The 19413-nt window shown below is 75.5% G+C and carries 14 protein-coding genes; 9 read left to right on the top strand and 5 right to left on the bottom strand.

Annotation, left to right across the window (positions count from 1 at the left end):
* Window positions 1–219: 219 nt before the first annotated feature.
* On the top strand, window positions 220–717 hold the full coding sequence (locus WMF14_RS20680) for a MerR family transcriptional regulator (protein ID WP_437803275.1): 498 nt from the start codon (window positions 220–222) through the stop codon (window positions 715–717).
* A gap of 242 nt (window positions 718–959) precedes the next feature.
* The gene (locus tag WMF14_RS20675) at window positions 960–1745 is read left to right on the top strand and encodes a sigma factor-like helix-turn-helix DNA-binding protein (RefSeq protein ID WP_437803274.1); all 786 of its coding nucleotides are present in this window, start codon (window positions 960–962) and stop codon (window positions 1743–1745) included.
* Here the strand turns inward: WMF14_RS20675 and WMF14_RS20670 are convergent, their stop codons facing one another.
* Genes WMF14_RS20670 through WMF14_RS20660 form a run of 3 tightly spaced genes read right to left on the bottom strand, consistent with a single transcriptional unit; the run spans window position 1746 to window position 5806 of the window.
* Window positions 1746–4244 (bottom strand): hypothetical protein, encoded by a 2499-nt coding sequence (locus WMF14_RS20670; protein WP_437803273.1) that lies wholly within the window; start codon window positions 4242–4244, stop codon window positions 1746–1748.
* Window positions 4232–5104: a hypothetical protein gene (locus tag WMF14_RS20665; protein WP_272099304.1), complete on the bottom strand. Its 873-nt coding sequence runs from the start codon at window positions 5102–5104 to the stop codon at window positions 4232–4234. The genes WMF14_RS20670 and WMF14_RS20665 overlap by 13 nt, the downstream gene beginning before the upstream one ends.
* Window positions 5105–5164: 60 nt before the next feature.
* Window positions 5165–5806, bottom strand: a complete 642-nt coding sequence (locus WMF14_RS20660) for an RNA polymerase sigma factor (RefSeq protein ID WP_272099302.1) — start codon at window positions 5804–5806, stop codon at window positions 5165–5167.
* 315 nt (window positions 5807–6121) lie between these two features.
* Between WMF14_RS20660 and WMF14_RS20655 the strand changes: the two genes are divergently transcribed.
* Both WMF14_RS20655 and WMF14_RS20650 read left to right on the top strand, forming a co-directional pair.
* Window positions 6122–6673 (top strand): hypothetical protein, encoded by a 552-nt coding sequence (locus WMF14_RS20655; RefSeq protein ID WP_272099301.1) that lies wholly within the window; start codon window positions 6122–6124, stop codon window positions 6671–6673.
* Window positions 6674–6873: 200 nt separating this feature from the next.
* Window positions 6874–7233, top strand: coding sequence for a septal ring lytic transglycosylase RlpA family protein (locus WMF14_RS20650; protein WP_373372262.1), 360 nt, complete (start codon window positions 6874–6876; stop codon window positions 7231–7233).
* 36 nt (window positions 7234–7269) lie between these two features.
* On the opposite strand, the gene WMF14_RS20645 is transcribed toward WMF14_RS20650, so the two are convergent.
* The gene (locus WMF14_RS20645; RefSeq protein WP_437803272.1) at window positions 7270–9705 is read right to left on the bottom strand and encodes a PQQ-binding-like beta-propeller repeat protein; all 2436 of its coding nucleotides are present in this window, start codon (window positions 9703–9705) and stop codon (window positions 7270–7272) included.
* A gap of 233 nt (window positions 9706–9938) precedes the next feature.
* Between WMF14_RS20645 and WMF14_RS20640 the strand changes: the two genes are divergently transcribed.
* The 3 genes from WMF14_RS20640 (at window position 9939) to WMF14_RS20630 (ending at window position 12504) form a co-directional block, all read left to right on the top strand.
* The gene (locus WMF14_RS20640; RefSeq protein WP_437803271.1) at window positions 9939–10565 is read left to right on the top strand and encodes a CDP-alcohol phosphatidyltransferase family protein; all 627 of its coding nucleotides are present in this window, start codon (window positions 9939–9941) and stop codon (window positions 10563–10565) included.
* A gap of 160 nt (window positions 10566–10725) precedes the next feature.
* Window positions 10726–11316 (top strand): Uma2 family endonuclease, encoded by a 591-nt coding sequence (locus WMF14_RS20635; RefSeq protein WP_272099294.1) that lies wholly within the window; start codon window positions 10726–10728, stop codon window positions 11314–11316.
* A gap of 243 nt (window positions 11317–11559) precedes the next feature.
* Entirely contained in the window at window positions 11560–12504 is a 945-nt protein-coding gene (locus WMF14_RS20630; RefSeq protein WP_437804252.1) for an outer membrane protein assembly factor BamB family protein, read from the top strand.
* Window positions 12505–12547: 43 nt separating this feature from the next.
* On the opposite strand, the gene WMF14_RS20625 is transcribed toward WMF14_RS20630, so the two are convergent.
* Window positions 12548–13282, bottom strand: a complete 735-nt coding sequence (locus WMF14_RS20625; RefSeq protein WP_437803270.1) for a hypothetical protein — start codon at window positions 13280–13282, stop codon at window positions 12548–12550.
* Window positions 13283–13644: 362 nt separating this feature from the next.
* Between WMF14_RS20625 and WMF14_RS20620 the strand changes: the two genes are divergently transcribed.
* Window positions 13645–15138: a hypothetical protein gene (locus WMF14_RS20620; RefSeq protein WP_437803269.1), complete on the top strand. Its 1494-nt coding sequence runs from the start codon at window positions 13645–13647 to the stop codon at window positions 15136–15138.
* 211 nt (window positions 15139–15349) lie between these two features.
* The gene (locus WMF14_RS20615; RefSeq protein ID WP_437803268.1) at window positions 15350–19252 is read left to right on the top strand and encodes a serine/threonine-protein kinase; all 3903 of its coding nucleotides are present in this window, start codon (window positions 15350–15352) and stop codon (window positions 19250–19252) included.
* Window positions 19253–19413: the final 161 nt, after the last annotated feature.

The raw sequence follows: 19413 nt of genomic DNA, 5'->3' as shown, positions 1-19413 counted from the left end.
TGCGCCGTGCCGGGCGGGCCGACGCGTCGTTCCGACGGACGAAAAATGTCCGAGGCATGTCAAGAACCCCGGCAAAGCACCGCGTCTCGCGACAGCCACACAATAATCGTAGTCGCGTCAATTGACTGTATTCCATTCAGTGGAATAGAGTCGCCCGCGTCGGTTGGGTAGGGCCTCCGGCAATCGATGGGAGGACCGGTGCAGAGGATCCCCGAGGAGGTGCTTGAACGCATCGAGCGGGAGCACGCCCAGGGGATCACTTCGAGCGATATCCTCGAGCTGTTCGCGGCTCATGGCATCAAGTTCAGCGAGGCGACGCTCCGGAAGTATGTGCAGCTCGGCTTGCTCCCGCGCAGCGTGCGGGTGGGTCGCAAGGGCAAGCACCAGGGCTCGCAGGGGATGTATCCGGCCACGGTAGTCCGCCAGGTTCAGCGCATCAAAGAGATGATGGCCCAGGACTACACCATCGAAGAAATCCAGCGTGAATTCCTGTTCGTGAGAGGTGATATCGAGGAGCTCGAGCGCACGATGGCCAAGGTCTTCAATGCGCTCAGGGATGCCGCCAAAGAGAGGCGGAGCGAGACGAGCGGCAGGGCGATAGCCCAGGACCTCGCGAGCGCGGAGTCGCTCGCGCGGGAGCTCGTCGCCAAGCTGGCGTTGATAGAAGAGCGCTTGATGGCGCAAGCGCGGCTCACGAAACAGGCGGCTTCCTCTTGAGGGGCCGAGTCGCGGGGCTTTCGTCGTCGTGAAGTAGATGGGGCGGCGGGCGCGGCCCCGCCTGGGTTTGATGCGATCGACGGGACGGGCATCGGCTCGTTTCGTCGCAATTTTTTAGGGACGGCATCCGGCTTTACGTCGGGCTTAAGGAGCGGATCCCTCTGCGCTCGAGCTGGGACTCGGACGTACGGGGAGAGACGCGCGCGCTTGAGAGCGGAGACGCTACCAAACGGAGGCAGCGCATGGCGACGGTGTCTGACAGCGAGCTCGAGATCTTCAGCCTGGACGGTGCGGATGCGGCGGAGGGCGATCGCGACCCCGGGGGCTCGACGGAGCCCGTCGTGGAGGGCGCGCTCGCGCTCCAGGCGGACCCCGCGGAGTCGGGGAACGCCATCACGCGCGAGCAGCGCAGGTCGCGGCGGAAGCGCGAGATCCGGGCGCGGACGATCAGCGTCAAGCGCATGACCAAGCGCGAGCTCGAGATCGGCCGGATGCTCTACCCCGAGACCGATTACTACAAGCCGCGGGCCCGCGCCGAGTGCGTCGACGGCCCGAGGCCGTGCCCGTACGTCTCGTGCCAGCACCACCTCTATCTCGACGTCTCCGCCAGGACGGGCGCCATCAAGCTGAACTTCCCCGATCTCGAGGTCTGGGACATGAACGAGACGTGCGCGCTCGACGTCGCGGATCGCGGCGGCACGACGCTCGAGGACGTGGGCGCGATCATGAACCTGACCCGCGAGCGGATCCGCCAGGTCGAGGTCAAGGCGCTCGCGAAGCTAGAGGCGCTGAAGGACATGTCGGCGCTGCGCGATTACGTCGACGAGGGTCCTGTCGGCAAGCGCCGGCTCCCCGTGCTGACCCAGCCGGACGAGGACGAGGTCGACGAGGACGAGGTCGACGAGGACGAGGACGAGGCCACGCGCGCGGACGGCGAGGACGAGGACGAGGACGAGGGCCTCGAGGCGCCCCGCGCCGAGCGGGCGGCCGAGCTCGATGACGCCGGCGACTTCGACGGCGGGGAGTGATCAGTCGGGCCGGGCCTCGACGGTCACGATCGCGTCCGCTCCGAGCGCGCCCGCCAGGAAGGCGCGCCACGCGGCCAGCGTGATTTTCGCGGCGGCCGCGCGGGAGGGGCGGCCGTTGAACAGCTGGATGAGCCTGCGCCTGGGCTCCGCGAGCGCGTCGCGCTCCCGCCGGGCGAGGAGGGCGTCGGCGCGGCCGAGATCGGCGTCGGTCACCCGCTGCGCGAGGCCGGCCAGGAGCTCCTTCACGCGGGCCGAGGCCTCGCTCAGCTCGCCGGCCTCTGCCCTGATCTCGACGGCGAGCGCCGCGGCGCGTGTCCCGCCGAGGACGCGCGCGCTCGCGCGGGCCGCGAGCGGCCGCTTCGCCGGCGCCGCGCTGGCTGGAGCCGGGGACGCCGTGCTCGCCGCAGGAGAGAGCGCGGCCGCGAGCAGGCCGCCTTCGCCGTTGAGGGCGGAGACCGTGAGCTCGGCGAGCTCGCGCGCCGTGGGAGCGGCCTCGCGCGCCGCAGGGAGCCGCGCGCCGACGACGGCCTGCGAGAGGGCCGCCCCGGCCGGCAGGCGGGCGTCGTGGTGACCGAGCCGGGGCACCACCGCGCCGTCCGGTGAGCCGCACCCGCGCGCGGTGAGCCGCGGCGCGAGCCAGCGCTCGGCGGCCTCCGCCGCGGCGGCCGCCTGGGAAGCGTCGGCGTTCGCGAGGACCGCGAGCCGGAGCGGGCCGGTCGCGAGCGCCTGCCAGCGGAGCTGCACGGTCTCGAGCGCGCCGCTCGCCACCCGGTCCCAGACGCCGAACGGCTCGATCCAGGACGGGTGGTCCGGCGCGATCGCGGAGGCGAAGGCCTCGAGCGCCGCGGCGCGCCCTCCGGAGAGGTGCTCCAGGTGCTGGAGCGCCGCGGCGCGCGCCAGCGTGAGCGCCTCGGGGCCCAGCGTGGTCGCCGCGACCGTGCGCGCGGCGGCGTTCGCCACGCGGCGCCCGAGCTCGGCCGGGGTCTCGCGCTCGTCGCGGAACGGCGCGTGCGCGATCACGCCGACGGCATCCGCCGTGACCCACGGCTCGATCGTGACGTCGAGCTCGCGCCGCCGGGTCTGCACGGCGGCGAGCGCGGCGAGCGCCGTCGCGCCGGCGTCGTACAGCCCTTCCTCGGCGATGCCGCACGGGCTCCCGAGCAGGACCCAGACCTCGCCTTGCCCGCGCTCGACCAGCGCCCGCCGCTCCAGGGCGGGCTGGGCTCCCGGCGCGAGCGCGCGCGAGAGCTCGGCCTCGAAGCGCCGCGCGCCGGCCTCGCCCGGCGCCGCGGGCTTCGGCGGGTCGGCGCTCGGAGGGAGGCCGAGCGCCGTCGCCCACCGCTCCGGCGGCGCGCCCGGGGCGCTCCCGGAGAGCGCCCACCACGAGGCGCGCGCGCCGGCGTCGCGGGGGTCCTGCGCGGTGAGGATCTGCCGCGTTGCGACGGCGGGGCTCGGCGGCGCCGAGAGGCCGCGGCGGATCTCCTGCCGCGCCACCGCCGCCGCGAGCGCCGCCGAGGCCTCGACGGCCGGGGCCGTGGGCAGATCGGCGGCCTCGATGGTCACGCTCACGCAGCCGCCGCGCGGGCGGGCGACCCCGAGCACCTCGACGGCGCGAAACGGGGAGGGGAGCGCCGAGAGGCGCGCGCGGAGCGGGGACCCAGGCGCGCCGAGCCGCTCCGCCGCGGCGACGGCCGCCTGGGGGCTCGCGACACGCGCGGCCACGGTGACGCGGGCGGCCCGCCGCCCGAGCTGGTTCGTCGTGTACACGCCGACCGTGTCCGCCGCCGGCCAGGGGTCCGCGGGCGGGCTGCCCGCCGGCCAGGCGTCGATGCCCTCCGCCGCGCGCGCCGCCTCCTCGCAGAACGCGGCGGGGCCGACGGCGGCGATCGAGGTGCGCCCGGCGTGCAGCGCCGCGGCGCGCCACCCTTCGAGCTCCCGCGCGCCCGCGGGCGTCGCCAGGTCGACCACGGGCTCCGCGCCCGCGAGGCCCAGCTGGCCGGTGCACGCCGCGATCGGCGAGAGCTCCGGCGCGTCGAGCGGGCTCGATCGGAGCGCCTGCGTCCGCTCCGCCGCCCGGGCGACCTCCGGGCTGCCGGCCGCGATGGGCTGCGCGAACGCCGCCGACAGCGCGCGCAGGAACGGCGCTACGCGCGCCGCGTCCCTGACGAGCAGGCGCACGCGGAAGGCGCTGCGGTCGATGCGCGCGTCCACGTCGAAGCCGGCCGCGAGCAGGCGCGCCTCGACCACGCTGGCGAGCGCCGTGGTCGCGACCGAGCCGAGATCGGTCGCGACCGAGACGACGAGCGCGGGCGCGGGATCGCCGTCGCGCGAGACGAGCGTGAGCCGCGGCCGGGCGTCGAGGTTGCGCACCTCGATACGCCCGACGCTTCCCTCGGGCGTCGATGCGAGCGCGTGCGCCGGCGGGCCGCCGGGCGCCGCGCCGCCGCAGGCCGCGAGCAGGACGAGCGGCGAGAGGAGCGCGGGCCTCAGGGAGCGCATGCGTCGTCGGAAGGCAGCGGCGCGCCCTCCAGCTGGAAATCGGCCGGGCAACGCGGGGCGATCTTGAAGCCGTAGAAGTAGGTGAGCACGCCGGTGACGGACCGGAAGGAGGCGCCGTCCGCGAGGGGCGGCCCCTCGCGCTCGAGGTCGTAGAGCTCGTTCGAGAGGCGCGGGACGTCGGCGGGGGGCACGCCGGCCCCGACGTCGATCGACGCCGCGTAGCGGCCGTCGCGGCTCGATGGGTCGCCGGCGATGCTGACGCCCTCGACCCGCACGAGCATGCCGATGTACGGGCGCGCCGACGCGTAGCCTCTCAGGTGGGCGAGCGGCACGTGGATCGGGACGGCGGGGTGGTCCTCGAAGCGGAAGCTCAAGGTCCCGCCGATCTCGGGCAGGGTGCGGCAGCCGCCGAAGCGGCCGGCGGAGGGGCCGAGGAACTCGGTGAGCTCGCCGAGCACGTCGATGACGTCGCCGGGGATGAGCCGCAGGTCCGGGGGGCTGAACGCGGGCTGGAAGACCGTCATCCCCGAGTAGGGGACCGGCTCGTCGGCGCTGTCCTGCACGTAGTAGTTGCCGCGCGCGCCCTCGCCGGTCTCGTCGAAGCGGTCGATGGCGACGATCGTGGCGCCGGTGACGTGCGCGCGGCGAGCGGGCGGCACGGCGCAGCGCCGGCTCTCGTCGTCCTCCGGGGCGAGCCACCCGGCGTCACCGACGATCTCGGCGATGCGAGCGCCGCCGCCGCGCTCGTCGGCGAGGGGGATCGCGGTGGCGTCTCCGTCGCCGCCGCCGCACGCGCCGAGCAGCGGGGCGGCGGCCGCGATGAGCGGGAGCGCGGAGCAGGTGCGGGGCGGTCGAGCCATCCACTCCGGCTCATACCACAGGGCCGACGGCCGCCGAGCCCCCTTCGGGGGAGGGAAACGTCACGCCGCGAGGCTGACGCTGGACAGCATCGCCTCCAGGCGGCTCTGGATCTTGTGGCGCTTCGAGTACACCGTCTTCACGCTGATCCCCATCCGCTCCGCGATCTGCTCCGGGGGCAGGCCCTCGGCGAAGTAGAGCGCGACGAACTCGCGGTCCTTGTTGGAGAAGGCGTGGAGCACCCGCCCCACGAGCGCGGCGCGCTCGCGGCGCTCGGCCTGCTCCTGCGGCGAGGGGCGCTCGCAAGGGAGCTCGACCGCCGCGTCGTCGAGCGGGGCACAGCGCGGCGCGCGCCTCCTCGAGCGCAGATGGTCGTACGCGCAGTGGACGGCGAGCGTGCCGATCCAGGAGCTCAGCCGCGTTCCGCGGCCCGCGTCGAAGCTCCTCAGCTTGCGCATGTCGTTCGAGAGCAGCTGCACGAGCAGCGTAGCGTGGATGTCGCGGATGTCGTCCTGCGCGACCACAGCAGAGAAGCGGGCGATCACGCCGCTGATGCAGCGGTGGACGAGCCGATCGTAGCGGGCGTGGAAGGCGCGCCAGGCGCGCTCGTCCCCCGCGATCATCGCCTCCACCAGCGCACCTTCGGCGAGCTCGCCGAGGTTTTCCGAGCGTCCGTTGTCGCAGAGAAGCAAGTCGTTGGGCATGCCTGGCGCCTGTGCACCCGACGTGCCAGCGAGGACCGACGCGCGGAGGGGTCGCGTCGCTGCGCGGCGTCCTCGCCCGGCGGCGGCCGCCGTCGCGCGATCTGCCGCGGAGCGCCGGCGCGGCCCGCGATCTCGGGCGCCGCGGAGATCGGGCGACGAGCGCGCGCCGCAGGCGTCATCGCAGCGGCGGCGGGTCGTCGCGGACCTGCGTGTGCCCGAGGCGCTGTTAACGCGGGTTCACGTGGCCGGCGCCGTTCTGGAGACCCCGCGCGCATCGGCTCGGCGCGCGGGCCTGTTTCGGGTTATGGACGGATCGTGCTCTCCGGTCGTGCCCTGGCTCTCGCGGTCCTCGCGTGGTCGCTCCTCAAGGTCGCGGTGCGCCGTCTCTTCGACGACGGTCCGAGCGGGCTTGCGCTCTTCCGCGAGAACTACGACGCCGATGGCCTGCCGCCGCTCTCGCCCGCCGAGCGCGCGGCCCTGCCCCGCTTCTCCCGCTGCATCGCGTGCGGGCGCTGCGATCTCGGGGAGGCCGAGCGCATCGCGGCCTCCAAGGGGGCCTACCGCGGCCTCATGACCGTGGTGCTCGCGTCGTCGCGGAGCATGCCGGACTTCGACGCCGCGGCGCTCGCGCTCGCGCACGTGCCGGAGGAGGTGCTCGCCGAGAAGGAGAGGATCTGCCCGACCGGCGTGCCGTTCCGCGAGCTGGCCGGGTTCGTGCGGGCCAAGGCCAGGGCCCAGGCGGCGCCGTCCGCGGACGGGGCAGGGAGCGGCGAGCCCTCGGCCCTGGCCCTTGTCGCCGCGGTGACCTCGCCCGCGGCCGACCTCGACCCCTCGTCGGCCGAGCGCGCCGCGTCCGAGGCGACGTGACGACGCCCGGTGGACGCCGCGGCGTGGCGAGGACGCTCGCCTTCCTCTTCCTCTTTTTCACCCCCGCCTGCTCCGCTCACCAGCCGGCAGCGCCCCGCACGGGAGCCGACGCGCCGATGGCGCTCGGCGTCGCGCCGAGCACCCCGCCGGCGCGCCCGCGCCACCAGGCCGCGGGCGACGAGCCGGACGACGGCGACGGCATCTCCACGCCGACCGCGCCCGCGAGCGCGCGGAGCGCGGCGAAAGGGACGCCGATCCAGCGCGGGCGCGCCACCTACTACGCCGACAAGTTCAAAGGCCGCCGCACCGCGAGCGGCGAGCGCTACAACCCGCGCGCGCTCACGGCCGCGCACCGGACGCTGCCCTTCGGCGCCGTGGTCGACGTGGTCCGCCGGGACGGCCGCCGCGTGCGCGTGCGGATCAACGACCGCGGCCCGTTCAAGCGCGGCAGGATCATCGACCTGTCGCGCAAGGCCGCCGAGCGGATCGGGCTCATCGAGGACGGCGTCACCCAGGTGACGCTCGAGCTCATCTGGAAGCCGGCCCGGGGGCCGCGCTGACGCGCGCCGCGGCCCCTGCTGCGCGCGCCGCGGCGCCTACTGGACGAGGCTGAGCCGCGGGGCCGCGGCGAAGGCCGCGAGGTGGCCGCTCTCCTCGGCCACGTAGACGTCGCACCGCTCGTCCACCCGCAGGAGATCCGGGATGAGGTCCGTCGGCACCTTGCCGAGCAGCGCGCCGTCGCGCGGCCGGACGACGTGCACCTCGCTCTGCGGCACGAACAGCGCGCCCGAGCGGAGCACCGGCTCGAGGCGCCGCGGCCTGTCGCCCTCGACGCCGCCCGCGATGACGTGCCGGTACCGGACCGCGCCGTCGTGCGCGCCGACCCCGACGATCTCGCCTGCCTCGCTGTTCACGACGACCACATCGTCCACCATGAGGCACGAGGCCGTCGCCGCGCACGCGGTCAGGTCGAAGCGCGTCGCCCCGGTGCGGCGATCGATCCCCACGAGACCCGTGCCGCGCCGCCCGTGGGTCACCACGCACACCGTCTCGGGCCCGAGCAGCGGCGCGCCGACCGGCGCCACGTGCTTCGGCAGATCGACCGTCCACCGCGCCTCGCCGGACCACGGGTCGAGGTGGTGCAGCCGCGCCCCGCCGCGGCCCACGAAGGCGCCGTCGCCGGCCAGGGCGAAGAGCGCGTCGTGATCGACCGCCACCGGCGATGCGAACGGGAGCCGGTCGCAGAAGCGCCACACGACCTCGCCGCTCAGCACGTCGAGCGCCGCGAGGGCCGGCTCGCCGCTGCCCACGAGGACGAGCTTGCCCGCGCGGCGGAGCCGGAAGTTCTCGCCGCGCCGCGCGGCGTAGCGCCAGCGCACCTCGCCGGAGTAGAGGTCCACGGCCGCGAGGTGGCGCGTCCCCTCGCTCACGATGAGCATCCGCGGCAGCCCGGGGGCGCTCACCACCGCGCCCGAGGCGTTCGCGCCGACGCGCGGCGAGAGCCGCGTCGACCAGGCGACCTCTCCGCTCGCCAGATCGTGCAGCTGCAGCGTGCCGTCGGGCAGGAGCCTCCCGAGGCCGACCGGCGTCATCACCGAGACCGCGCGGGGCGCAGGCTTGCGCCACAGGCACTCGCCGGTGCGCCGATCGATGCACGTCAGCTCGCGCGTCGAGCCCACCACGAGCACGTCGCCGCACAGGAAGGTGGCGCGGAGGTCGAGCGACGGGATCGCCGCGATCCACCGGGCCGTGAAGCGCAGGCGCGTCCGCCCGAACGTGTCCTCGGCCGCGGCCTGCGGGCGCGCCGCCGCCGCGAAGGCGCGGTACGTCTCCGGGGCCACGTTGATCTTCGCGTCGTTGCGCGTGAGCTCGCGGAGCCGCTCGGCGAGCTCGCGGACGCGCGCCCGGAACTCGAACAGGCGCAGGTTCGACGTCTGCCCGCGATCGCGGCGCACCAGGCTGCGCGCGAGCGCCCGCCCGAACGCGACCACGCCCTGGGCGAGCGCCGCCACGTCGACGGCCGGGAAGGTCCAGGTCTGCGCCCGCTCCTCGGCGGCCGCGAACGAGGGTACGCGGCCAGGGCCGGGCGCGCGGGGATCGGCGGAGGGGACGCGGCCCACGCGGGGCACGCCGAGCGTGAGCGACAGCGCCCCCTCGCTGTGCAGCCGGACGCCGAGGATCGCGCCGCCGACGGTCAGCCGCCGGTGGTAAGGCTGGCGCCGCGCCCACGCGTCGAGCGACTCGAGCGACAGCGACGCGAGCTGCTCGGCGAACGGGAAGACGAAGACGTCGGGCAGCTCCCGCGCCTCCTCGCCCACGAGCACGCGGATCTTGCCCCGGAAGAGGAGCGAGAACAGGTCGGCCCGGAGCACGGCCGGCTGCGTGAGCGCAGCGCCCTGCGACGTGCGCAGGAGCGCCTCGGCCGCGATGGCGATCGGGATCTCGCCGGTCGGCTCGACGCCCACGATCGCCGGCTCTCCTCCCGCCTCGTCGGGCGAGAACGGCAGGGAGGCGGCGAGGCACCGCCGGGCGGTCGAGAGCCGTTGCTCGCCGAGCCCGCCGAGCCCGCCGAGCTCCGCGTCGTTGTCGGCGAAGGCGGCGTCGCGGCGCGCGCCGGGGCCCCTGTGCGAGGCGAACCGGTCGATGGTCGCGAGGAGGCGCGCGCAGAGCGCTTCGCCGTCGAAGCGCCGCTCGTGCAGGGCGACCTCGGGCACGTCCCCGCCCTGGAAGACGGTGACGAGGAGGTCGCGGCCCACGCGCTCCAGCCCGAGCTCCCAGGGGTCGGGCTCGAGGCACAGGCGCACGACCGCGCGCGCGCGGCGTCCGGAGGCGAGCTCCCCCGCGGCCTCGGCGAGCTCGCAGAGCAGCGGCAGCGTCTCGGCCTCGGCGCGTAGCGGCAGCGCCGCTCCATCGAGCGGAGGAGACGCGTTGCGCGCCCCCTCCAGGACGAAGTCGAGCACATCGTGCAGCGACGTGCGCTCGGGCTCCGGTGAGCATCGGGTGTTGTCGGCGACAAGTGACAGTCCGGGCATCCGCCGACGGATGCTAGGCAGAGCGCGGCCTGGTCCTAAGTTTTGTGCGCGGATCGCCGCGGAGTGGACAAGCACGTGCCACCTGGCTAGACGGCGCCAGCGCCAGGCGCGCCGCGGCCCGAGGCGCCCTGCCACGAGAGGATGGGTCGATGACGGCCCGATGACGGCGACGCGCGCCGCGCAGGTTGTTTGGCAATCGAACCGGACGTGCGAAACTGCGCGCCCCGAGCGCCATGCCTCCCGATAGACCGCCCCATTTCTCGATGCTCCGATCGTTCGTGCTCGCCGACTTCGTCACGCTGGCGAACGCGGCGAGCGGCACGCTGAGCATCCTGCTTTGCCTGAACTACGTGGCCGAGCGCGAGCGCATCTACATCTGGGTGGCCTTCGGGCTCCTGCCGTTCGCGCTGGCGTGCGACGTCCTCGACGGCACGATCGCGCGCTGGCGTCGCAAGCACTCGCCGCTCGGGGCCGATCTCGACTCGCTCGCCGACGTGGTCTCGTTCGGCGTCGCGCCGGCGGTGCTCGGCTTCGCGCTCGGCCTGCGCGGGCTGTGGGACGCCGCCGCCCTCGTGTACTTCGTCGCCTGCGGGATCAGCCGCCTCGCGCGGTACAACGTGACGGCCGCCGAGCTGTCGGACGAGCGGGGAAAGGTGCGTTACTACGAGGGGACGCCGATCCCCACGAGCTTGCTCATCGTGCTGCTCTTCGGGGTGCTCTTCGCCAAGGAGCGCGTGCACGAGCAGCTCTGGCTCGGGTCCATCGCGATCGGCCCCTGGGTGTTCCACCCGCTCAGCCTGGTCTATGCCGTGAGCGGCAGCGCCATGGTCAGCGGCACGTTGAGAATACCGAAGCCGTAGCGGGAAGGGGCGGGCGCGCGCCGACGCGCGCCGGGAAGGGGCGGGCGCGCGCCGACGCGCGCCGGGGAGGGGCGGGCGCGCGCCGACGCGCGCCGGCCTCGCTCGGGTCCGTCGCGCCACACGACTTGCCTCTCCCTGGGCGCCCAGGCACGCTCCGGTCATGGGCCAGCCCGCCGAGAAGCAGCCCCGCGCCACGTACGCCGACCTCGAAGCCGTCCCGTCGAACAAGGTGGCGGAGCTCGTCCGCGGCACCCTGCACGTGTTCCCCCGGCCGGCGCCGCGACATGCGCGAGCCGCGTCCAGGCTTGGGGGGAAGCTGTCCGGCCCCTTCGACCTGGGCGAAGGCGGGCCCGGCGGCTGGACCATCCTGGTCGAGCCTGAGCTGCACTTCCCCGACCCGCACACGGCGGGTGAGTTCGACGCGCTCGTGCCCGACCTCGCCGGCTGGCGGATCGAGCGCATGCCCGAGCTGCCCGAGACGGCCTTCTTCCCGCTCGCTCCCGACTGGATCTGCGAGGTCCTGAGCCCGTCGACCGAGGACGTCGATCGCACGGAGAAGATGCCCCTCTATGCGCGCGAAGGCGTGCTCCACGCGTGGCTCGTCGATCCAATCCGGCGCACCCTCGAGGTCTTTTCGCTCGCGGCGGGCCGGGGGTGGGAGCCCGGCCCCGTCCACCGAGACGCGGCGCGGGTCCGGGCCGTGCCCTTCGAGGCCCTCGAGATCGATCTCTCGGTGCTCTGGGCGAAGTAGCAGAGGCAAGTCCCCGGTCCGGCGGGCCGCGCACGGTCGCTCTCGATCACGGGCACCCGGCGGCGATAGACTGCCCGGATGCGGCCCTGCAGGAGCTGTGGTGCCTCGCTGGAGGCAAGTCATGATGGGATCGCATGCCCGCGCTGCGGCGCTGATGCCCCCGGCGTCGCAGGCGCGGCTGCACCGCAGGGCGCGCCCGCGCCGGGGCCGTCCCGTGCGACGAAGGTGCTCCTCGCCGTGGCGATGGCTGCGGTCGGGATCGGCTTCGCGGTGATGTTCTTCGCGCGCGTCGAGCCGCCGCAGGAGCCCGCGCCGCGCGCGCGCCCGCTCTCCACGCAGCTCGACGCCCTCTGCTTCGTGGACGCGAACGGCGACGACGCGCCCGACCCGGTGCTGTGGCAGGACGGCAAGACCCGCGGGCGCGTGGTGGCCATCGACGGGCGCAGCGGGCAGGGGATCTGGGCCTCGCGGGAGATCGAGGAGCCGGACGCGCTCGCCTGCCCGGACCCGAACATGGTGCTCGCGGGCGGGGGCGACGCCGCGCTGCGCGCGCTCGACGCCCGCACCGGCAAGGAGCGGTGGGTGGCGAACCTCCCCGGGGTCCCCGACGAGATCGCAGGGGGCAACGGCTGCGCGACCGTGGTGATGAAGGACGGCACGGCCACCGGGATCAAGCTCGAAGGGGGCGCGGCGGCCGACTGCCCGACGGCGCCGCAACCGTCGGCGATCACGGGGCAGTTCTGGGAGCGCAAGAAGAACCCCCAGGTGGTCCAGGCCGGCGGCGTGGAGGCCGTGCTCACCGTGCCGACCGAGGGCCCGCCGCGGCTCACGGCCGAGGGGCGGCGCGGCAGCGAGTCGCTCTGGAAGAAGGAGCTCGCCGCCCGCGCGCCGCTCTCCGGCGGGCGGCCCGACCTGTTCCTCGTCTCGAGCGGCGGCGCCGCCGTCGTCGTCGGCGTCGACGTGGTGAACGGCACCGAGCCGCGGATCATCGCCCTCGATCCGGTGTCCGGGGCCGTGCGGTACGAGCGCGCCGCAGCCTACCTCGGCGACCGGCTCGCGGCGGCGAAGGCGTCGGGCCCCTACGTCTACGTCGTCAGCGGCGCCGCGGTGAGCGGCGCTGCGCTGCGCGCGATCGACCCGGCGACCGGCGAGACCGCGTGGCGCGCGACCACGCCGCCGTCGCCGTGAGCCGGTCGTCGAGCCGGTCGTCGACGTGGCCCGCGGCGCGCCCTCAGCAGAGGCAGCCCACGAACGTGCCCGAGAACAGCGGTCGCTCCATCACGGCGGCGCCGCACGTCGGGCAGGTCTCGCCGAGCTTGAGCTCCCGCGGTTGCGGCGCCGGCTTCGCCGGCTGCGCGGAAGGGGACGGTCCCGCGACGGCGAGCGGCTGGAACTCCACGATCGACACCCGCGAGAACCCCTGCCTCGGCGTGGCGCTGCGCTGCGGCGACGCCAGGAGATCCTGCTTGTTGCGGACCGGCAGGATGGGCCGCGACATGTTGATGTAGGCGAGCTCGATCGTGTAGAGCGCCGGATCGAGCATGCGCGGGTCCTCTGGCTGCACGATCCCGTGCTGGAAGGCCTCGATCAGCATGTCGACGTCCGTCCTCGCGTTGCGGTTGCGCGCGGCGTCGACCAGGAAGAGGCCATTGCCGTAGTAGGCGGCGTTGAGCCAGAAGCCGGTGCCCGCGGTGTGATAGCCGCCGGTCGCCCACTTGTACCCCCGCAGCGAGCGCACGTGTGTCGTCAGCGCGTTCGCGAGCGCGTACGACGTCATGCCGAGGGGCAAGAGGCTCACGAGCGCCGCCGGGTGGAAGTTCAGGCAATCGCTGCAACAGACAGGCACCGTCGGCGCGAGCGCCTGCGCCGGATCGATGCAGACCTGGACTTCCGATTCGCTGCGATAGCAGCCGGTAAAACACGAATGCCGCTCGACGGCGGCCAGGAGCGCGGCAGGAAGTGCCATGCGGGGAACTATACCGTCCACGAGGGCGCATGGCTGCCACCAGGCGCAGCGGCGCTGCCGCTGTCCGAGGCGTGCGCCCCGCGGCGAGCCCAGGTGTTCGCGACGTTCGCGCACGTGCCCGCGCGTCCGCGTGGTCGCATCTCGCATCTCGCCTGCTCGCATGATTGCGAGCAGGCGAGCGCAATTGCGTCCTTCGTGCGCCTGTCACAGGATCGCTGCGTGCTGATGGCCGTCCACCCTGAGCGCTTGCTCCGCTGTCGGTGCGTCCTCGATGGAGATCGCGCGGAGCGGCGCGGGCTGCTGTCCAGCGCGGGCGCCTCCGCCTCGTGTCCATCGGAGTGCCGCGCGGACGCACAGGCGGCGTGACGCGGCGGGAGCGTTCGCTGCTCATTGCGCTCGCCGGCGCGCTCTCGGCGCTGATCCCGGCGCTCGCGCTCTCGGGGTTCACGGTCGACGATGCCCTGATCACGGCGCGTTATGCGCACCACCTCGCTCGGGGGCTGGGCTACCGCTTCAACGCGGCCGGGCCGGTGACCGACGGCGTGACGCCGCTCGGGTGGGCGTTCGTGCTGGCGCCGTTCGCGGCCGGCGGACCGCTCGCCGCGCTCGCGGCCGCGAAGGCGCTCGGCGCCCTCGCGTGGACGCTCGCCGCCGGCGTCCTGGCGCTCGCGGTCGATCGGGCGTCCGCCCGGCCCGCGCGGTTCGCGGCGCTCGCGCTCGTGCCAGCGTCGGCGCCGCTCGCCGCCTGGAGCGTGGCGGGCATGGAGACGGGCGTCGTCGCGGCGCTCGGGGCGCTCGCCGTCGCGCTGCCAGCGCTCGGCGGCGCGCTCGCCGGCGCGGCCTGCGCCGGGGCCGCGGCGGCCCTCCGGCCGGAGCTCCTGCCGTTCGCGCTCATCGTCGCGCTCTCGGCCCAGGCGGCGCCGCGCCGCGACGCCGCAGGGGACGCGCCGCCGCGGCCCGCGTGGGCCCGAGCGCTCGCCGCGCTCGCGCTCGCGGGCCTCCCCTTCGTCGCCGTGGCGGCGGCGCGCCTCTCCATCTTCGGGCGGGCCGCGCCGCTCTCTGCGCTGGCGAAGGCGCCGGACGCGGCGCTCGGGGCCCGGTACGCGCTCGCGTGCTTCCTCCTGACCGGGCCGGTGGCGCTGATCGCGCCGGCCGCGTGGCGCGCGCTCCCCGCGTGGCCGCGCGGGCTGCTCGCGGCGGTCGCGGTGCACTTCCTCGCGGTCGCGGCGGCGGGCGGCGACTGGATGCCGCTCTCGCGGCTCGTCGTCCCGGCGCTGCCCGCCGTGGTGCTCGCGGCGGCCCACGTCGCCTCGGTGGCCGACGCGCGCGCCACGGCGCTCCGGCTCGCGCTCGCGCTCGCGGGGGAGCTCTTCGTGATGGTCCGGGTCGGGCCGACCGCCGCGCGGGTGGGCAGCGACCGGCTGCGCGTCGTCGAGGAGCTCCGCGGCGCGCTCGCCGGGGCGGAGGTCGTCGCGGCGCTCGACATCGGCTGGCTCGGGGCGGCGACGGGCGCGACCCTCGTCGATCTCGCGGGGGTCACCGATCCGGCGATCGCGGCGCTGCCCGGCGGGCACACCACGAAGCGGATCCCCGGGGCGCTGCTGGACGCGCGCCGGGTGGACGCGCTGGTGCTGCTGCTCGCCGAGGGCGAGGCGCCCGCGTCGCCGTGGACCGCATCGCGGTTCGCGCGCGGCGTGGAGCAGCGCGTCGCGCGCCTGCCCGGCGCTGGCGACGCGTTCGCTCCGGTGGCGGTGAGCGGCGTCCCGCACCTCCGCTACGTGGTGCTGCGGCGGCGCGCAGGCGACGCGGATGCAGGCGAAGCGCCCCCTGACACGGGCGCGCAGCGCGACAGGTAGGTGGGTCGGCTAGGCGCGCCGGTGCGTCAGCGTGTGCGCCGCGCCGACGCGAGCGCCTGCGCCGCGACATGCGTCCCCGCGCGGTGATCGGCCGCGGTGAGCCGGCACGCACGCCGCGCGACGTCGAGCGAGGTGACAGTGGACGGACGGCGCGCGCCGCTGGCACGCTGTGCAATAGCGGCAGAGCGCCCGCCAGGAGCGCGTCAGCTCGATGCAGGCAGGAGAGGTCGTCGACGACCGGTTCGAGATCGAGGAGCACGCCGCCTCGGGCGCGACGGCGCGCGTGTACCGCGCGCGCGACCTCCGGTCCGGCGAGCTCGTCGCGCTCAAGCTCCTCCAGACAGCCGCCACGGCGTCGCTGAGCGCCCTCGCGCGCGAGCATCTCGCCCTCGCGACGCTCGCGATCCCCGGCGTCGCCCGTTACGTCGCGCACGGAGCGACGGGCGGGGGCCGGCTCTACCTCGCGATGGAGTGGCTCGACGGCGAGACCCTCTCGGAGCGGCTCGATCGCGGCCCGCTCACGCTCGCCGAGGCCTCCACGCTCGCCGCGCGCATCGCCGAGACGCTCGCCGCCGTCCACCAGCTGGGGTTCGTGCACTGCGACGTGAAGCCGGAGAACCTCATCCTCGAGGGCGGCGACCTCCAGCGCGTCCGCCTCATCGATTTCGGCGTCTCGCGCTTCTCCGGGGATGAAGAGGAGTTCCCGACGCTCGGCGACATCCGCGGCACGCCCCAGTACATGGCCCCGGAGCAGGCCCGCGGCGAGCCGCAGATCGACGCGCGCGCCGACGTGTTCGCGCTCGGCAGCGTGCTCTTCGAGTGCGTCACCGGGCGCGCCGCGTTCGACGGCAGCGACCCGCTCTCGGTGCTCATGAAGGTCCTCCTCGAGGAGCCGCCGCGGCTCAGGGAGCTCCGCGACGACGTCCCGGTCTGGCTCGACCGGCTCGTCGCGCGGATGCTGTCGAAGGCGCGGGAGTCCCGGCCGCGCGACGCGGGCGTCGTCGCGGCGGCGCTCGCCGCGGAGGCGCTGGATCCCCGCCTCGACGCGGGCCCGCCGTCGCTGCAGCCCCCGTCGTCCCACCCGCCGGCGCAGCGCGGCCGCGAGATCACGACCAGCGAGCGGAAGGTCATGTGCCTCCTCCTCGCCCGGGAGGGCCAGGCCGACGCGGCGGCGACGCTCTCCGACGTCGAGGACGAGGCGAGGGCGCGGGCGATCCGCGAGATCGTCGAGCGCCACCGCGGCCGGATCGAGCTCCTGGAGGCGCGGTGGCTGCTCGTGACGCTCTCGGGCTCGGCCGCGCCCACGGACCTCGCGGCGCAGGCGGCCCGCTGCGCCCTCTCGCTCAGGGAGCTGCTCGGCGGCGCCCGCCTCTCGCTCGTCACCGGCCGCGCCGAGGTCGCGGCGCGGCTGCCGGTCGGCGCGGTGATCGATCGCCTCGTGCAGCTCGTCCAGGGCAGCCGCGAGCCCCTCCATCCGGCGGCGATCCGCATCGACGACACGACGGCGGGCCTGCTCGGCGCGCGGTTCGACGCCACCCGGGACGCGTCGGGGTGCTGGCTCCACGGCGCGCGCGAGGAGCCCGAGACGCAGCCCTCGCTCCTCGGCCGACCGGCGCCCTACGTCGGGCGCGAGCGCGAGCTCGGGCTGATCGAGGCCGAGATCGACGCCTGCGTCCGCGGGGCGGCGCCGGGCGCGGTGCTGGTGACGGGCGCGGTGGGGTCGGGCAAATCGCGCCTTTGTTACGAGCTCGTCCACGCGCTCGGGTCGCGCGCCGAGCCCCTCGCGGTGTGGCTCGGCCAGGCGGACCCGATGAGCGCGGGCTCCGCCTTCGGCCTGCTCCAGCGCGCGCTCCGCCGCGGGCTCGGCCTGCGCGACGGCGAGCCGATCGAGTCGAAGCGGCGCAAGATCCGCGCGCGCGTCGAGCGCCGCTGCGGCGCCGCAGCGGCCGCGCGCATCGCGCCCTTCCTCGGCGAGCTCGCGGGCGCGCCGTTCCCGGACGACGACGACGTGCAGCTCAGGGCGGCGCGGCGGCGACCGCTCCTGATGAGCGACCAGCTGCGCCTCGCGTGGGAGGATTTCCTCGACGCCGAGTGCGCCGCGCAGCCGGTGCTCCTCGTGCTCGACGACCTGCACTGGGGCGATCTGCCGACCGTGACGCTGGTCGAGGCCGCGCTGCGCAACCTGAAGGGCAGGCGGTTCGCGGTGCTCGCGCTGGCGCGGCCCGGCGTGCACGAGCTCTTCCCGGGGCTCTGGGGGCCTCACCTCGCCCGGGAGGTCCGCCTCTCGCCGCTCGCGCCCTCGGGCGGCGAGCGGCTCGTGCGGGAGGCGCTCGGCGCCAGGGCGAGCGCGGAGCTCGTGAGGACGCTCGTCGAGCGCGCCGACGGCAACGTGTTCTATCTGGAGGAGCAGATCCGCGCCGCCGCCCGCGGCCGGACCGCGGCGCCGCCGGAGACGGTGCTCGCGATGGTGCAGGCCGGGCTCGACGCGCTCGACCCGGAGGCGCGCCGCGTGCTGCGCGCCGCGAGCGTCTTCGGCGAGGCGTTCTCCGAGGCGGGGGTCGCCGCGCTCGTGGGCCGGGCGGAGGTCGCGCGCGAGCTCGACGAGCTCGTGCGGCACGAGGCGATCGTGCGGATCGGGCCGCGGAGTGCGGCCGGCGACGCCGCGCTCCGGTTCCGCCACGCGCTCATCCGCGAGGCCGCCTATAGCATGCTGACCGAGGGCGACCGGCGGCTCGGCCACGCGCTCGCGGGCGGCTTCCTCGCGCAGCGCGGCGAGGCCGATCCCATGGCGCTCGCCGAGCACTTCGAGCGCGGCGGCGAGCCCGCGCGCGCGGCCACGGCGTACCTCGCGGCCGCGCGGCAGGCGCTCCGGGGCAACGACCTCGGCGCGGTGCTGGCGCGCGCCGCGCGCGGCATCGCGTGTGATCCGGCGCCCGCCACCGTGGGCGAGCTCCGCCTGCTCGAGAGCCAGGCGCACTTCTGGCGCGGCGATCTCGCGCTCGCCGAGGAGCGCGCCGCGGTCTCCGCGGAGCACCTCGCGGAGGGCTCCGCCGCGTGGTTTGCGGCGCTGACGCGGATCATCATCGCCGCGGGCGCCACGGGCAGCCTCGAGCGCGTCGAGCGCTGGGCCGCCGTCGCGCGCGAGACGCCTGCGCCCCTCGAGGACGGGAGCTCCGCGAAGAGCGTGTGCCTGAGCTCCGCCGCGCTCATGCTGATCTTCGGCGGCCGCTATGCGCTGGCCGACGCGCTGATCGAGGGCGCGGAGCGCGCGATCGAGGGCGCCCCGGCGCCGGATCTCGAGGCCGTGGCGAACCTCCACGAGGCGCGCGCCATCCGCGCGCACGCGGGCGGCGACCCCGGCGCGAGCCTCGCGGGCATCGAGGCGGCGCTCGCCGCGTTCGAGCAGGCCGGGGACGTGCGGCGGGCGTGCATGGCGCGGATGAACCTCGGCTACTCCTACGGCCAGGTGGGTCAGCTCGAGGAGGCCGAGGCGGCGCTGCGGCTGGCGCTCGCCGAGTCGGAGCGGATGGAGCTGCGCGGCACCACGGCGTACGTCCTCCAGAACCTCGGCCTGGTGCTCGCCTACCGAGGCCGGCTCGACGAGGCGAGGTCGGTCGAGGAGACAGCGTGCGCGATGCTGGAGCGCCACGGCGACGTGCGCATGGAGGGCTGCGCGCGCGTCTACCTCGCGAGCATCCTGCTCCTCGCGGGCGATCCCGAGGCGGCGGCGCGCGAGGCGCGGGCCGCGGACGCGATCCTCGAGCGGGCCCCGCCGATGCGCGCCTACGCCGTCGCGGTGCTCGGGCGCGCGCTGCTCCACCTCGGCAGCCCCGGCGACGCGCTCGCCGCCGCCGAGCGCGCGCGCGCGCTGCTCGACGAGGTGGGCGTGGAGGAGGGCGAGTCGGTGGTGCGCCTGGTCTATGCCGAGGCGCTGTCGGTCTGCGGGCGTGGGGTCGAGGCCGCGCGCGCGATCGCCGAGGCGCGCGATCGCCTGCTCGCGCGCGCCGGGAAGATCAGCGACCGCGCGTTCCGGGCGCACTTCCTGGAGCGGGCGGCGGACAACGCGCGCACGCTCGAGCTCGCGCGGGCGTGGCTGGGCGAGGCGGCGGAGTAGCCGAGCGCGCTCGTCGCTCGTGACGAGGCGCGCTGCGCAGGCGGCGCGCCCGCCGCTCCGCCGCCGAGGTGGTCCGCGCCGGTGTTATTCCGGTCGACCGCGAGATCGGATCCGGTAGCTTCCTCCTCGCCTGCGCCGGGGGGCGACAGGCCTGTCATCGC

This window comes from Sorangium sp. So ce693 (assembly GCF_051521375.1).
GTDB lineage: Bacteria > Myxococcota_A > Polyangia > Polyangiales > Polyangiaceae > Sorangium > Sorangium atrum.
Note: the sequence above shows the minus strand (reverse complement) of the source record. Positions and strands in the feature narration are given on the sequence as shown.